Annotated in this window: 13 protein-coding genes; 9 read left to right on the top strand and 4 right to left on the bottom strand. The window is 49.3% G+C overall.

The window, feature by feature from the left end; all coding sequences use genetic code 11:
• Positions 1–883 precede the first annotated feature (883 nt).
• Positions 884–2,371: a peptidoglycan-binding domain-containing protein gene (locus Q7C_RS07575; protein WP_014704148.1), complete on the bottom strand. Its 1,488-nt coding sequence runs from the start codon at positions 2,369–2,371 to the stop codon at positions 884–886.
• Between the two features lie 388 nt (positions 2,372–2,759).
• On the opposite strand from Q7C_RS07575, the gene Q7C_RS07580 reads away from it, so the two are divergent.
• From Q7C_RS07580 to Q7C_RS07590, 3 genes are all read left to right on the top strand, one after another.
• Positions 2,760–3,932, top strand: coding sequence for a hypothetical protein (locus Q7C_RS07580; RefSeq protein ID WP_151194744.1), 1,173 nt, complete (start codon positions 2,760–2,762; stop codon positions 3,930–3,932).
• A gap of 137 nt (positions 3,933–4,069) precedes the next feature.
• Positions 4,070–4,843 carry a guanosine-3',5'-bis(diphosphate) 3'-pyrophosphohydrolase gene (locus Q7C_RS07585; protein WP_238532295.1) on the top strand — a complete coding sequence of 258 codons (774 nt, stop codon included), beginning with the start codon at positions 4,070–4,072 and terminating at the stop codon, positions 4,841–4,843.
• A gap of 349 nt (positions 4,844–5,192) precedes the next feature.
• A complete protein-coding gene (locus tag Q7C_RS07590; protein ID WP_041366664.1) occupies positions 5,193–6,554 on the top strand; it encodes a hypothetical protein in 1,362 nt (453 codons plus the stop codon).
• Positions 6,555–7,023: 469 nt separating this feature from the next.
• On the opposite strand, the gene Q7C_RS07600 is transcribed toward Q7C_RS07590, so the two are convergent.
• Together Q7C_RS07600 and Q7C_RS07605 are read right to left on the bottom strand one after the other, a co-directional pair.
• Entirely contained in the window at positions 7,024–7,395 is a 372-nt protein-coding gene (locus tag Q7C_RS07600; RefSeq protein WP_014704153.1) for a helix-turn-helix transcriptional regulator, read from the bottom strand.
• On the bottom strand, positions 7,392–7,634 hold the full coding sequence (locus Q7C_RS07605; protein ID WP_187287362.1) for a type II toxin-antitoxin system RelE family toxin: 243 nt from the start codon (positions 7,632–7,634) through the stop codon (positions 7,392–7,394). Before Q7C_RS07605 ends, Q7C_RS07600 begins: the two co-directional genes overlap by 4 nt.
• Positions 7,635–8,106: 472 nt before the next feature.
• On the opposite strand from Q7C_RS07605, the gene Q7C_RS07615 reads away from it, so the two are divergent.
• From Q7C_RS07615 to modC, 6 genes are all read left to right on the top strand, one after another.
• Positions 8,107–9,057, top strand: coding sequence for a tetratricopeptide repeat protein (locus Q7C_RS07615; RefSeq protein WP_041366665.1), 951 nt, complete (start codon positions 8,107–8,109; stop codon positions 9,055–9,057).
• 32 nt (positions 9,058–9,089) lie between these two features.
• Entirely contained in the window at positions 9,090–11,390 is a 2,301-nt protein-coding gene (locus Q7C_RS07620) for an EAL domain-containing protein (RefSeq protein ID WP_014704157.1), read from the top strand.
• Between the two features lie 89 nt (positions 11,391–11,479).
• Positions 11,480–11,908, top strand: coding sequence for a DUF6524 family protein (locus tag Q7C_RS07625; protein ID WP_014704158.1), 429 nt, complete (start codon positions 11,480–11,482; stop codon positions 11,906–11,908).
• A gap of 48 nt (positions 11,909–11,956) precedes the next feature.
• Positions 11,957–12,712 carry a molybdate ABC transporter substrate-binding protein gene (modA, locus tag Q7C_RS07630; RefSeq protein ID WP_014704159.1) on the top strand — a complete coding sequence of 252 codons (756 nt, stop codon included), beginning with the start codon at positions 11,957–11,959 and terminating at the stop codon, positions 12,710–12,712.
• On the top strand, positions 12,681–13,376 hold the full coding sequence (gene modB / locus Q7C_RS07635) for a molybdate ABC transporter permease subunit (RefSeq protein ID WP_238532296.1): 696 nt from the start codon (positions 12,681–12,683) through the stop codon (positions 13,374–13,376). The genes modA and modB overlap by 32 nt, the downstream gene beginning before the upstream one ends.
• Complete coding sequence (gene modC, locus Q7C_RS07640) at positions 13,373–14,437, top strand: molybdenum ABC transporter ATP-binding protein (RefSeq protein WP_014704161.1); 1,065 nt, start codon at positions 13,373–13,375, stop codon at positions 14,435–14,437. The genes modB and modC overlap by 4 nt, the downstream gene beginning before the upstream one ends.
• A gap of 14 nt (positions 14,438–14,451) precedes the next feature.
• On the opposite strand, the gene Q7C_RS13325 is transcribed toward modC, so the two are convergent.
• Positions 14,452–14,955, bottom strand: a complete 504-nt coding sequence (locus tag Q7C_RS13325) for a SixA phosphatase family protein (RefSeq protein WP_014704162.1) — start codon at positions 14,953–14,955, stop codon at positions 14,452–14,454.
• Between the last annotated feature and the right edge of the window lie 51 nt (positions 14,956–15,006).

The raw sequence follows: 15,006 nt of genomic DNA on the forward strand, positions 1-15,006 counted from the left end.
TTGAGCGTTATTGGTTATGCGCGGGTCAGTACAGAAGAACAGCGACTAGATCTCAAGCGGGATGCAGGCGGCCAGGAAACGCGATTCCGCAAAGACGGCCTCCCCGGGAAGCGCTCTGAGCATTTTGCCATTGTTGTCGAGAATGACTGAGATCCCTTTGAGGCGCTAAGGGGAGAGATGTTGTAACATCGTCAGCATGTGAGTTTTTTGCTAACCCCATCCATAGGGGACACTCGGTTGTTCTGGTGCTTGCCCTTTAAGGCTGGGCTAACCAGTAAAAAATGAAATTATTTTCAAGTAATTTCTGAGCATGGTATTTTTCGTGGTATTTGGAATATGGCGATTTGTAACTGTATGAAAAATAAGAAAAATAAATGCTTATTTACAATCGAGTGGGAGTGACCGGCACTGACAGGCAATGTCTGGCACCGACTAGCAACTGCAGGTATTAACGACAAAGACATATTTCTCAGCGAATCGAGAGTGGACAGTTTTTTCTGGGAAGACTGTCAATGATTATTTTCGACAGCAGTCACGAAGATTTCTCTCCACGGTCAAGTCTGGCGTCGATGGCTAGTTCTGCAACCAGTTGTCTATTTTCAGTCCAGGAACCTGCGAGAATTCACCGATATTTGCAGTCACCACCGTAAGGTCATTCGCAAGGGCATGTGCAGCAATCAGTAGATCATTTGGCCCAATCGGTGTTCCCTGACGTGTGAGGTTATGTCGTAAAGATGCGCACTGTACGGCGCGGGCTGTGGACTGAGCGCTGCTGCCGGCGCATGGCTGACATTGCGATCAGCGAAGACCCCAATGGCAACTCTGATCGAGATATTGCAAATCTATCTCGACCAGTAGCCGCCGCTGTTCCTCGGAGTATATTTTACTGCTCAACGTGTCCTGCGCCGGGCGGCAATGGCATACCCAGCGTTTTTGCCACCACGGTAATCGGGTTGCGCCGCAGGCGGGCCACTTCCTCTGAATCACATCCGAAAGTCCGGATCAGGTGCTTGGCGCCGGTGCCCATGGGAATGCCGATGTGGTTTCCGTTTGCAAGTATCTGCAGAATAATCGGCTCCCAGTCTGCATCAAACTCATAGGTGACCGTAGTGGTATCCACGGTATATTCGTCCTGCTGCGTAATAGTGTGTTTGTAGGTTACGGTCTTACCGACCTGGTTTTTGCACAGTTGTGCATCCGCCAGCGCGAACTGAAATGCGATGGTTTGCCAATGTGCATCGCCACCCATGGACTGAGACCAGCCGCCGCGGGTAAATTCCCGCTCCCACAAGCCACTGGCTATATTGATCAGGGGGGGAGCCACCCGGGCAAACGGGTACCCTGGGTCATTGCTGAGAAAATCCAGATATTCTGCGGTAAGAACAGAGTAGGGCAGGATCACGCCTGATTTGTACATATACATGTAGCGTTCGCTCAGCTTTGCACCTGCCGGTGTGTAGACGGGAACGTCAAAACGCCGCCAGTTTCTGCGACACTCGGAACGCATGGAGCTGATGGCGTTCTGCAAAGCACCCAGCACGCGGCCACTCTCGGGTATGGCCGCTTCGCTCTCGGCGATAACGACCAGCGGGTCGCCTGTTTCTTCGCAGCGGGTTTTCGTATCCAACAGGACGACGGCTTCATTGCGCTCTACACGCCTGTTAAAGCGAGCCAGCGGGCTTATGGACTCGAGTTGGGCGCGGCGCTCAGCAAGCGCACGTGCTTCGACCGCCTGCTCTTCCATATACTCCAGCTGGCGCGTCGACAACCCCCTGGTTGCGTTGTGCCCGGTCTTGCGCTGCCAATCGACAATAGCAAGCCGGGTATTCCCATCGATTACGCCATCCACCTGGCCCGGGTCGTATCCCAGCGCGGCGAGAGCACTTTCGATGCGCATTCCAGTGGCGGTATCTGACTGTGAGCTTGATGATGAGCTAATGGATTGAGCAGGGGCAGGTCGGCTGACCGTGGCCTTGGCAGTACCTTGGGTCGGAGCGGGTGCTTTCTTTGCTTGTCCCACGCGTGCAACCGACCAGGGCGAGGTGGCGCGTCGACCATTACCCCAGAAGCCGTCACTTACGCTGCAATCTCTTGTGACGGTAAACCGTGCTGCCCCGTTCTGGCTCCCCTCAATCCATTTGCCCGTCAGCTCGTTACCGCGCGAGGATAGCGTAAGCTCCAGTTTCTTATCACACGAGCGAACATTACCGTAGCAGCAATCAAGTCGGCCTGAAGCCGCCCCACACTCCATCGCCCCGTAAGCTGATTTGTATTCGCCTGCCAGTTGTTCGATGTTGCAGTCTGTGTTGGCGTAAGTAGCACTGATTGGCAGACCGAAAAAGATCAACGTCAGAACTATTTTTTGGGTCATCGTTCGCAATTTCCCTAGACTCCGATACTTGACTAACGAGTATAACATCGCAACATTACGAGTCGTAACCCCTCGACGGCAGGGTGGGGTTTAAAACCCGGCAGCATAGGTAATTCCGAGTTATCGTTTTCATACATATGGAAAGGAAACCCGCTGGACTTCACCGCAAGACTGGCGACGCTGTTGTCGAAGTCGGGTATGACCCTGACGGTTTCATGGGCCCAATGGCCCGAATTTCCGGCCATGCGGTTACGCTATCGGGTTTTGGTTGCTAGAGGCTCATGGCTGGCAGTTACCCTATGGCCAGAGGCGGATTCCGACTCGCCCACTAACCAGAATGAGGGACCCTACAATGTTTCGTTGGCACAGGCAGCTACTGTTAAACCTTATGGCTGCGGTAGTGGGCATATCGTCCGCGCACGCACAGGACATCATCACCACCGAATACGGCAATGTCTTTGTTATCCCGTTCAAGCAATACCTTGATCCGGATAAGCGGCCGTCCTGTTCCACGCTACCTGGGGTGATTAGCTACAAAGCCTTTCAATCCCAGGATAACCACAACTTCACTGCCGAGGAGTATCGTCAGCTCGCTGGTGATGCGCCTTACATGGGCTTAAGGGGGCACAATTCCTGGTATGACCGGGACCAGCGCAAGATGGTGTCATGGGACGATCTTTTTCCGGTCTACGGTGATTTTAGTAGCGGCAAGTGGGATGATCTGCCGGTACTGTGCGGTGCCAGGGATCAGCCCAAGCCGAACCCCGCTGCTGTGAGCCGGGCTAAAAAATCGGTCGACGACTACCCAGAATTTACTGATTACGTTCTCCACAGAGCGCCGGGGCTGGTTACACACTCTCATTTCTATTCAGCCGGCAAAGCCTGGTGCCAACACGCGTATGTCAGCGTGATTGCTGAATACGAGAATGACCAGGTAAAAAGCTCGCTGCTGGCTGCCAATCCTGCCGCGTATTTACAGAACACCATTATTCCTAAGATTAAGCAAATATGCCCTGATTTTCCCAACGCCAACCCGCATTCAAAGCAGCTGCTGGTGCTGAAATTCAGGCCTGAAGAGGGGAGGATTGCCGATGAACGGATTAATCCGGATAAATTGAACTTTAAGATTGATGATGCGGGTCATTTGAAGCTGGTTCGCGATACAGCCTACCGGAACTGGCTCACCTATAACGATAACCCCGATGCCCGTGAAGCGATTAGTAATATCGTGGAAGCAGAGAACAAGCGGGTCTTAGCCAGGGAATCCGATTGGCTCGAACTGTACATCACGGCCGCGGATATCGGGCTGAATCTGGCCTACTCGCATCGAGATATCCATGGCGATGGCAAGCGGGTCAGACGCCAGATTGATTATTATGAATACGCGCTGGAGCAGCTGCAAAAGGCCAGTAAACCGCTGGAGCAAGCTGTGACGGCAAACCAGGCATTATCTCTCACTACCTTTGATGAGGTTGATGCACTGCTCAAGGCCTATTTCAGCGACAAGTCGCGCGGTCAGAGTGCCATGAAAAGAGCTGAAAGCCTCTCCACCAAACAGTAAGTGTGTCTGAGGTCAGGGCTATGATCACCATTGAACGCACAGACTATGCCTTCGCCGCCGTCGATGCCTCCATCGAGGAATGGGCGGCGATCAAGGCAATTGTGCGGTATTGCGCTAATCACTACTGGGCTACGGAATTGCATTACCTTATTTCTGGCCCAGAAGAACGTCGTCCGCAGAAGGTTGAGTCCTTGAGCGAAGCGATGGAAAACGTTTGGGGAGAACCCCCTGTCGAGTTGTTATTCAGGGATGAATTATTATTGCTGACCCAGTGTGTCACCGATACCGAGGGCAAGGGCCTGCCCGGCGTCGACGAGGACTTCCATGCGGATCTTGCCGGCCAGATTTATACACTCGATGTCTATGGCATTTTTGATGACGACAAGGTCACGGATGAGACATGGGATCGCTGGGCAAGAGAACGACGCGTACATGACACGGTTTCCTGGATCATCAAACTGCATGCCGGGCAAACCGACAAGGCTGGCCACGCCTATGCCCAGCATCCGCTGCGTGTACATATGCGCTTGCAGGCGCTGTTTCCCGATGCGGGAGAGGATGTCCGCCACGCTGCCCTGTTGCACGACGTGATGGAAGATTGCGGTATCACCGCAGATGACCTGCACCAACGGGGTTATTCGGACGATACCATTGACATCGTCAGTGCGCTGACCAAGAACCCGGATGATGACCGCACCTATGCGCAACGTATCGAGTGGTTGGCGGAGCAGGGGACAGTAGGTGCAATGCAAGTGAAGCTTTGCGATCTGCTGGACAATACTGACCCTGAGCGCCTTCGTGACTTACCCGATGCCCAGGCCGCATCATTGTCGCAACGCTATGCCAAAGCCATTGCGCTGTTAACCAGCCGACTGGAGGCCTTGGGTGTTACGCATACCGGGCCGCAATAATGAACATTTGTTATCGATGTTGAGGTCTTCGAACGCCGTGACGGTCAAGTCAAAGTCACTGCAAGTATAGCGAGCCCAACGGTGTGACCTAGCCCAGAATTCTTGGTCCACATTGAAAGTCGTAAACGTGTCAACACCCGCCGAACAGCAAATGTCGCGGCGTAACTGGGTTGTCAAAAACCACTTGACCACTCCAATCGGGTATACTCATGTTGTATCAATCTTCAGAAATGTGGCGACCGTGAGACTTACCACTCGCAATATCTTCTATCAAATATTCTTTGCTGTGATTGCCTCAAGTTCACTTGGTTTGGCACCTGTGGCTGCATCTGCTCAATCGATGAAGGAGATGAGCAGCACGTTGGAAGACCTGTTTGGGCAAGCGGGTGTTGAAATGAAAAAACCTGCTGCGCAACGTCGGCAGGAAGAACGTGACCGTATTCAAAAAGCGCGTGAAGCCGCGAGCAATATCCCCGCCACTGCAAACCTCGAAGGGCCATGGCGACTGGCGGCGCAAAACCGATCGCTCGACCTCGTTTTATATGAGACAAAGGGCAGCTCGTATGCGGAGAGAATCTATGACGGTTTTGCCCATGACCCAGTGCGCGATTGTGTTCTGCCCGTAAATATTCGTATCGCTGACAAACATCCTCGCCCCGTAACCGCACGATATAGCACTAGCCGATATTATATTCAGACGGATGGAGGGCAGATAACAGAGCATTCCAAAGTCTATCCTGAATTAATGTCTGAAAATTGCGGCGGCGGTTCTGAGGACGTCATGGCGCAATCCAGCCTTTATGGTCAATTTACCCTTGCGGGTGATCGCCAATGGGCTGGTAAGCTTGCGATTGATCGCAAAACGGCCTCTCCCAAAACTGCTGCGACGTTAATGCCGTCTACTTTGACGCCGGTCTTGAGGCAGTATCTCACCACAGTAAAACTGACCCGCGAGGGCATTCCCGAGAAAAGCATGTATGCGTCGGTGGCTCCAACGAGCAATCCTTTTGATGACAAAGAGCTACAGGGTAAAGATGCGCAGTTGGTCCAGGGTTTGCCAACAGGTGGCGCTTATGTCGAGGCGATTTATCGAAACCTGCCAAATAAGGTGGCCGTGTCTGATCGTCGTTTCGCGGCGCCCTATGTCAAGGCCATGACGGGAGATGGAAACCGGGCCTATCAGGATTTGAGCTCTTTATTGTCAGGGAAAGGATTTTTGACAGAGCGCGAAAGAGCTGCCATGGATGAATGGATCGCCAATCAAAGCCTTTTACCTGCCGCCTACGTCACCTATCTCTTCCGTTATGACGATACGTTTTCGCAATGTATGGGGCCGAATCCGAAAACAATTTCCATCCCTTGGATAGCGATTACCAAAACCGATTACGGCTTAGGTATTGAGTCAGAGCGGGTGACGTCTTCGAATACCATCAGGCATACCGTGCCAGAGCGTCTCTATAAGAGACTCGTGCCCATAAGCCGAGCAGATCCTTACCAAGCTGAGGTCTCAGACAGCATTCTGAATCGGATGCATGGCGACGAAGAACGATTGACAGTATCAGACGTCACGGCAGCCACTAGCGCCTTCATGAGCAAGCTGTCCTGCAATACGCCTGAGAAAGTGCAGTTTGAGGCAAATTTATTAGGCATGTATGACGAACATAATGCTGCGCAACTAGAAAGAGTGGCGATAGCAAATGGCGAGAAGTAGAGCCTTCAGTTCTTAACTGAGCAGCGGACCAACCGGCCGTTTCAGCTCGACGAGTTCATCTGCATACCAGCTATGTTTTTTGAACCAGGCGTTGTTGCGACAGAGTACCGACGCGCAGCTTGATTTTTGTTTGCCAAGACTGCGGGTCTGTAAATACCGGCCCAATAGCAAGGCGTCTGTGCTCAGATGATGCGACGATCTGCCCATGGTCGCCAACAATAATTGCGTGGATTTATGTCACTGTAGATGATCGATACGTCTCCAAAAATTTTGGCAGCTGTTCACAGGCAAATTATTCGATCAAATAGAAGAGGGAGCTGTTAATGGATGGAGTTTTTGGTAGGGACAAGGTATGAGCTGAGGCGGTTTGATCAAAGATTCTGCCGGGCTGCCCAAGCCTTTATGAAGTTTTCAGATTATTTTTAAGGTCAACGAGCACTTTTGTTTAAGTATCTCGTAAACCCGATCATTACACCAAGTCATCTATATTGACATCCAGCACATTGGCAATGGCCCTGTAGGCATCAACCCGTCCTTCACGCTTTCCGGTCTCAATTTGCGCGATGTACGCCTGTGAAAGCCCTGCAGCATCAGCCAGAGTAGCCTGTGACATACCACGGTATTCACGCCAAACTTTCACCGCGTTTACATTGGCCAGCAACGAATCAACGATATTAGACGGCACCAGTTCATCCTCACCTGCCGCCAGTGTGGCTTCGGCCTTATCAAAAGCGGCTACATCGTCCAGCATTTCAGCCTTTTCGATTAATGCCTGGTAGTCGGCAATTGGCACCACCGCATACTCGGGCACGCCATTGTTCTCAATGATCTGTGCGCTCATTTGTAGATACCTCCAGGTGGGCCAACAGCCAACACAAGAACCGTTACCTGTTCGCCTTCAATTTTGTAAATACCACGGTACCCGCCAATCCGCAGCCGGTAGCCTTCGCGTCCTGCCAGTTTTTTGACTTCCCAATGGCCTCGGCTATTAGCTATTTCCTGAAATGCAGTACGGAACTGGTCAGCAACGTTTGCGGGTAGTTTCCGAAGTCCTTTAATTGCTTTTCTGCTGTACTGCACTTTTCCCATGCGTTCTAATATAGCAATATGCTATTATATTTCAAACAAAAAGTATTGCTTCTTGAGGGGGGTTGGGTCGGGCAGCGTGGCGAACTACAAACCTTCAGGCACGGAGGTAACTATTTTTCAGCATTTTCTGAGCATGGTATTTTTCATGGTATCAGTCAAACACGAAACCCTAACCTACTGAAAATAAAACATAAAAACCTCTTATTGATAATCGAGTGGGAATAATCATCGCAGCATGTGCGCTGAGTTATTCGCTGCGAGATCACCTCAGCAGCTTTTCGCAACGGGATAGCCTAACGAGTCGATTTTAGAGCAAAATTATGCTTAACGGCGTTGAATGCCGGTATTTCTCTTAGGATGGATTAAGCGAGTCTGCCTCTCGCTTGAGTATCTTAAAAAAAACAGCTGTCAGAGCCGATAAACAGCGCTAAACCAGACAAAAATAATTGCTTAGCAATTTGATTTGCTGAAATATAAAAAGGTGTGTCAGATTATATGGAATCTGATTGTTGCAACGCAGGGTAATTTTCTGAAATCACAGCCGACTCATTTCCCCGTGTCTCTGGTGCTATTGGCAACCGTTTGCCTGATGCTGACTGGTTGTACCTTTTTTCAACAACAAACCACATCAACGCAATCAGCAGTCACACTTGAACCGGGCCCGGATGCCAACCAAGAGACAAACACGCAGATCACGGAACCTGAACGTGATGCTTTTTCAGATCTAAAAGACGCGCAAACCGTGCGCGATTTGTTTGCGCAAGATTATATTGACCCGCTGACACAGTATCTGAAAACGCATGCTGATCAGACAAATCTGTCAGCCTCAATAAAACTTGTCAAAGCAGAACGAGACCGACGTTGTCAGGTTATTGCCAAAGAATATGATAACCGCCCTGTTACCGCTGAGTCGGTTGCCAGATACCAATCTGGTTATCAGTTTTCCTGCCCCGCTGAAGTATCTGCTTATGCAGCACGACTTGAACCAACAGACCAAGACAGCACGGTGGCGAACGAAAGTGAGTCGCTTTCTTCTGAAAACAATGCAACAACGAGTTCTACGCCTTCGGCCGAGCTTGAAAAGTGTTATCTGTTGACCAGCATCAAAAATTACAGCGCAGCAATAAAAACCTGTGAGCCGTTGGCTGCCGCAGGCGATACGGCGGCGCAATATCAAATGGCAAAAATACTGAACGCACTCTACCGGTATGATGAAGCTATTTCATGGGCCGAAAAAGCCGCGCCTGCCTCTGCGGATAGCAGCTTTCTGTTAGCGACTCTGTATGCGCGAGGACAAGGCACATCGCAAGATCTCAATAAAGCCAATTACTGGTATCAGAAAGCCGCCGAATCAGGTCATCCTGAGGCGATAAAGTTACTTGAAAAAAAAGCCACCACTGAGGTTATCCCCTGAAATTGGCACTCCCTTCACGATTGAAATCGGGTATGCCTGCCTTACTTAAGGATCATGCCAGACAAAGCTTGTTATGGCTGATCGTTTTGCTGGTATTGCTGATGTTTACTGGCATGTGGGTGTTGTCTTCCTTGAATCTGAATTTTTCGGAAAAAACGTTATCTGGTCTGCGTAGTGAGCAGATAAAAGATAATTTCCAAGCGGGACTCGCCAGAATTGAACATCGGCAAAATGCGCTGCAAAGCTACAACACGACACTAGCCCAAGTAGGAGAAAGCTTTTGGCGTTTAACACAAACCAGCAATGAGCCTATCGCCAAAACCCGGCTCCGGGATCAACTCGATCACACGGTGAAAGCACACCTGCAAGGATTTGAGGGCGCGTCTGGTGGTTACCTGTGGTTTAAATCCGATCTGGCAGCCTACTTTGGGGCCTTGGGTTATCACTTAGACAATGGTCATGTTGGTGCCCCGTTATCAGCCGATAAAGATTACCAGCAAGAAGGCTGGTTTCGACACCTTTCCGAACAGCTTGGTAACAGCCCACCCATTCCCGGTAAAGTCTATTGGACTCCCGCCTATTTTGATGTCGTTGAACAGCAGGCAAAACTGGCGCTGATTAGCCCCATGTTTGATATTGAAAATAATCTTATTGGCTATGCCACAACCGACTGGGCAGCCGATACTATTATCGAAATGGTCAGCCAGACACATGTCACCCATAGTGGTTTTGCATTTTTACTGGATCAAAATAATCGATCTTTATCCAGCCTCAACCTGAATGAAGATACCCTACTTGCCCAAGAGTTGATTGATGCCATTCTGGCGCTGGACTTACCCAATGATCCCACGCTTAGGGCGCAACCTGAACCAAACACTGATGAGGTTCACATTGCAAACAGGGACTGGTTACTCTGGTTTGACAGTACGCCTGCTGGCATGGTGTTTGGGGTCGGAGCGCCGCAAGATGAAATTGATGCCGTCCTGTTGCCAATGCGTGATACCAATCAGCATATTCTGATTGTTACTGGTCTCATACTGATGGGCATCAGCTTCTGGCTACTTCGGCGCATGCTGAAATTACTGGCAGCTCTGAACGCAGCCTACACTGATTCGTTAACCCATCTGCCAAACCGACCTAAGCTGCTGATTGATATAGCAAGCAGTGACCGAGTTGAGTTAGTCCTAATTAACATTGACCGTTTTAAAGAGATTAACTCACTTTTTGGCCAATCGTGTGGGGACAGTGTATTGATTGCCGTGGCGGATAAACTGCAACGTATTGCTCAACCCATGGAAATGCAGCTTTATCGATTGCCTGGAGATGAGTTTGCACTCATCTTTCCAATCTTGCCAGCGACCGAACGAGAGCAACTGGCCAGCAATCTACATGAACAGCTTCAAGGACTGACAGTAAATTGGCAGGGTCAACTGCTAACCCTGCATTTCACTTTTGGTATTGCCAGCCAGGATGATAAACGTCATACGCCTAATGATGATCGACTGCTTACCTATGCCAGTATTGCGCTGCGCGAAGCGCGAAGCGCATCGAGGAATTATGGGTTTTATGATCCGGCTGATTCCCAAGAGGCTGTTTATGAGCAGAATATGCGGTTATCCCGACAATTGCGTGATGCGCTGACCGCCGATCGCATCATTCCCTGGTTTCAACCGATCTATGATAATGTCACCGGACGAATAAACAAGTATGAATGTCTCATCCGCTTGGTAGATCAGACAGACAATATCGTTAGCCCAGGCCAGTTTCTGGAATTAGCGCATCAACTGCGCCTCTCCCGAGAACTGACCCGGCGCATGATAGAAAAATGTTTTGCTACCTTTCGGGATACCGATTTTACCTTTTCGATTAATCTTTCTTGTGCCGATGTTCAAGAGCCAGGATTAGTGGATTTTCTGACCGATACGCTGCGTGAGACAGGATTAGGCAAGCAAGTCATCTTTGAAATTCTCGAATCAGATGGCATTGCCAACTATCATGACGTCATCCAGTTTATTCATCGGGTTAAAGCCTTTGGTTGCCAGATTGCCATTGATGACTTTGGTACCGGATATTCCAACTTTGCCCACTTACAACGCCTGAATGTGGATATCATCAAAATTGACGGCAGCTTGATCCGTCATATTCACGAAGATCCAACAGCAAGACAGGTCACTGAGGGGATCGTGGAGTTTGCAAAACGACTCAATATGAAAACCGTCGCAGAATTTGTGCATTGCAAAGCCGTACAGGAAGAAGTGTTGGCGATGAACATTGACTTTTCTCAAGGCGCATTTTTCGGTATGCCTTCATCGCAGTTGACCGGTCGTTCCTGATTTTTCTGAATACACACCAAAACGGATTGTCAAAACGGCCGTAACCGTTATGATGTCACTTTGATATAACATGGTGACAAGAGGCATACATGGCGCAAAGATTTAATGCTCGGGGTTTTTGGCTACGTTTTTTATTTGCATTAATTTTGGTATTTGCAACATTTAACCCTAGTGGCTTTAGTTACTATCATTGGGCCAGTGATATTATTGCTGACAGTTCGGTTTTTCTCACACCGCCCTTTGCACTCATCACCATTATTCTTTTGATTGGCTGGACAATATACTTGCGCGCCACCTTGCGGTCGTTAGGTGGCTTTGGACTCCTATTATCATTTGCTTTTTTTGCCATCATTATTTGGTGGCTGGTTGATCTGGGGCTGCTCAGCATTGATAAGTTTTCCGGCCTGACCTATATCGTTTTGTTTTTGACAGCGGCGGTTCTGTCGGTGGGCATGTCTTGGTCACATATCCGGCGACGCTTGTCGGGGCAAGCCGACATGGATGATGTTGACGAATAACATCAACCGTCCAAACTTGTTACAAAAACGCTCAGAAAAACCCGTCACATGCGTCACTTTATACTGAACTGTTTCTTGTTGTCGGTCTTGGTGTTTGCCCTGCCCGCGCAAGCGGAATCGCTACGTATTGCCGTTGCTACCAATTTTTCACTCCCTCTGAAAGCGATTGCAGCACGCTTTGAGGCGAAACACCAACAACCTGTCATTGTGATAACGGGATCAACGGGTAAGCTTTATGCGCAAATTATGAATGGCGCGCCCGTGGATATTTTTTTTGCTGCAGATGCAAATCGACCGGCCAAATTAGAACAAGAAAATCGTATTATCGCTGGTAGCCGGCGTAGTTATGCAATTGGCAGTTTAGTACTGTGGACGTTATCTACTGATTTCCCGCTAAATAGTCAGACACTTCAGCAGGATGATTTTCGTTATTTAGCCATAGCGAACCCCCACTTGGCTCCCTATGGACTCGCTGCACAACAGTTTCTTACGCAACAAGGCTTATGGAAAACGCTGCAAAAACGAATCGTTCGTGGTGAAAATATTGGTCAGGCCTATCATTTTGTTAAAAGCGGTAATGCAGAGTATGGTTTAATCGCCTTGTCACAACTGCTACAGCCAGGTGCCCCTGATCAAGGCCACTATTGGCTGATTCCAGCAGAAAGTCATGAACCTATCGTGCAGCAAGTGGTTAAACTCAACGATTCGCCATTAATCAGGCAGTTTATGCAGTTTTTTTATCAACCTGAGAGTCAGGCCTTGATTCAACGTTATGGTTATCAAACCCCCGATGCTGACGAGTGATTTGATTGCATTATGGGTGACCTTCAAGTTGGCTGCCGTCACAACTGTATTGCTGCTGATAATCAGTACGCCGCTGGCATGGTGGCTGGCTCGCAGTCAGTGGCGCTATAAGTTCGTCATTGAGGCCATTATTGCGTTACCTCTGATTCTGCCGCCTACTGTACTGGGCTTTTATTTATTGATTATGTTGGGCCCAAACGGCCCCATAGGTGGATTAACAACGACACTGGGGGGAACGCCCCTCGCTTTTACCTTTACTGGGCTGGTTATTGGTTCTGTGTTTTATTCATTGCCGTTTGTGGTTCAGCCTTTACAAAATGTATTTAATGGCATTGGTACAAACGTCCTAGATCAAGCTGCCACTTTACGCGCCGGGCCAGTTGATCGATTCTTCAGCGTCATTTTTCCACTCACCAAACCAGGGTTTCTGACCGCGACAGTACTGGGTTTTGCCCATACTATCGGCGAATTTGGAGTTGTGTTGATGATTGGTGGCAATATTCCAGGCAGCACGCAAGTGGTGTCTATCGCCATCTATGATCATGTGGAATCACTAAATTACACTTCAGCGCATACCTTATCCGCACTATTGCTGATCCTGTCTTTGATTATGTTACTGACGGTTTATGGCCTTAATCGGCGTTTCAGTGTGTTGCGAACATGAGTTTACAGACAACCCTCAACATTCCGCGCGAAGATTTCACCGTGGATCTTGATTTAACCGTTGCAACGGGCAAAGTTAGCGCTATTTTTGGCCCATCTGGCAGTGGCAAAACCACTATTTTAAGGAGCATTGCCGGTCTCGAAAAAAATGTCACCGGCCGGATACAAGTCCATAATGAAATCTGGCTCAGTGATACGGTTTGCCTGCCCGCACATCAGCGCCGTATCGGCTTTGTTTTTCAGGATGCCGGTTTACTTCCCCACCTGACTGTAGAAGAAAACATTCGGTTTGGTCTGAAGCGACTACCTGTCTCACAACGCCGATCTTCTTTTGACGATACTATTGCACTACTCAGACTCTCCTCAATGCTGTCGCGGCGTATACAGACGCTTTCTGGTGGCGAACGCCAACGTGTCGCCTTGGCAAGAGCCATTATGACATCACCGTCAGTGCTATTATTGGATGAGCCGCTTGCCGCAGTGGATGAAGCCCATAAGGCTGAAATTCTGAGTTATATTGAAATGTTTCAGCGTCAACTGAAAATAACCATGCTTTACGTCAGTCATGATTTAGCTGAGGTCGCCCGCCTGAGCGATAACATTATGCTGATAGATCATGGACGGTCTATCGCTTATGGCTCAAGTCAGACGATTCTCACCTCATTGGACTCGCCCTTGGCCAGAGCAGATAATGCCGCTGCCATTATTAATACCCTTGTTATCAGTCATGATTCGCAATATGGGTTATCGCGTCTGCAATTTGGTGATGACGATTTTTTTATCACAAAGCTGTTAGCCATTGGCACCGCAGTTCGCTTGCGAATCAATGCAACGGATGTAAGCATCAGCCTTACCCGCCCTATCAACAGCAGTATTTTAAATAGCTTTTCGGTGCGGATTACTGATATCCGGCCCGTTTCTGATGCGCAGGTTTTACTGCGCCTTCAGATCGGGACAACGTATCTTCTCAGTCGCATCACAAAAAAATCCGCCGATCAGCTTAATTGCCAGATTGGACAATCCGTTTATGCGCAGGTAAAAGCCGTTTCCATCATTCAATAATCATGCTGACATTGTCAGCTAGCATGTTTGACTTGATATAACCGCAATGGCGAACTGCCTAGTCTCGACCAAGCGTCATCCAATGTCATCACTGCCAAACTGGCAGGCTGCAAAAGACTCTCCAGCATCGTTCCCCCTGTCAGTAGTCGTAATGACTCACTCAGCCCCGGATTATGACCAACGAGTATCACAGTCTGAACCGTATCCGGTAACTGCCGAAGACTCCCGATCAAACTGGTCGGTTCAGCTAAATAGAGAGAAATTGGACTCACTGAGGCACGAGGGTGACATCGTAAACGATGACTGACAATATCAGCAGTTTGCTGGGTTCGCAGTGCCGGTGAAACTAACCAGTAGTCGGGCTTACCGACATGACTTCCTAACCAGTCAGCGATTTGTCGACATTGATCTTCCCCCATACGGGTCAAAGGACGGTCAATATCAGCATAGTGGCTATTGTTGCTAGCTTTGCCATGCCGCATCAACAACAAGGTTTTTCGAGAACTTGGCGTTGCCATAAAGAAAATCAGCAGAGCAAGATCTGCTCTGCTGATGATTTAGCCTAAATT

Source organism: Methylophaga frappieri, assembly GCF_000260965.1.
Lineage (GTDB): Bacteria > Pseudomonadota > Gammaproteobacteria > Nitrosococcales > Methylophagaceae > Methylophaga > Methylophaga frappieri.

Excerpts from the sequence above, each read along its gene's own strand:
- Q7C_RS07575 (WP_014704148.1), bottom strand. The coding sequence starts at position 2,371 with ATGACCCAAAAAATAGTTCTGACGTTGATCTTTTTCGGTCTGCCAATC.
- Q7C_RS07580 (WP_151194744.1), top strand. The coding sequence starts at position 2,760 with ATGGCTGCGGTAGTGGGCATATCGTCCGCGCACGCACAGGACATCATC.
- Q7C_RS07590 (WP_041366664.1), top strand. The coding sequence starts at position 5,193 with ATGAGCAGCACGTTGGAAGACCTGTTTGGGCAAGCGGGTGTTGAAATG.
- Q7C_RS07600 (WP_014704153.1), bottom strand. The coding sequence starts at position 7,395 with ATGAGCGCACAGATCATTGAGAACAATGGCGTGCCCGAGTATGCGGTG.
- Q7C_RS07620 (WP_014704157.1), top strand. The coding sequence starts at position 9,090 with ATGCCTGCCTTACTTAAGGATCATGCCAGACAAAGCTTGTTATGGCTG.
- Q7C_RS07625 (WP_014704158.1), top strand. The coding sequence starts at position 11,480 with ATGGCGCAAAGATTTAATGCTCGGGGTTTTTGGCTACGTTTTTTATTT.
- modA (WP_014704159.1), top strand. The coding sequence starts at position 11,957 with ATGCGTCACTTTATACTGAACTGTTTCTTGTTGTCGGTCTTGGTGTTT.
- modB (WP_238532296.1), top strand. The coding sequence starts at position 12,681 with ATGGTTATCAAACCCCCGATGCTGACGAGTGATTTGATTGCATTATGG.
- modC (WP_014704161.1), top strand. The coding sequence starts at position 13,373 with ATGAGTTTACAGACAACCCTCAACATTCCGCGCGAAGATTTCACCGTG.
- Q7C_RS13325 (WP_014704162.1), bottom strand. The coding sequence starts at position 14,955 with ATGGCAACGCCAAGTTCTCGAAAAACCTTGTTGTTGATGCGGCATGGC.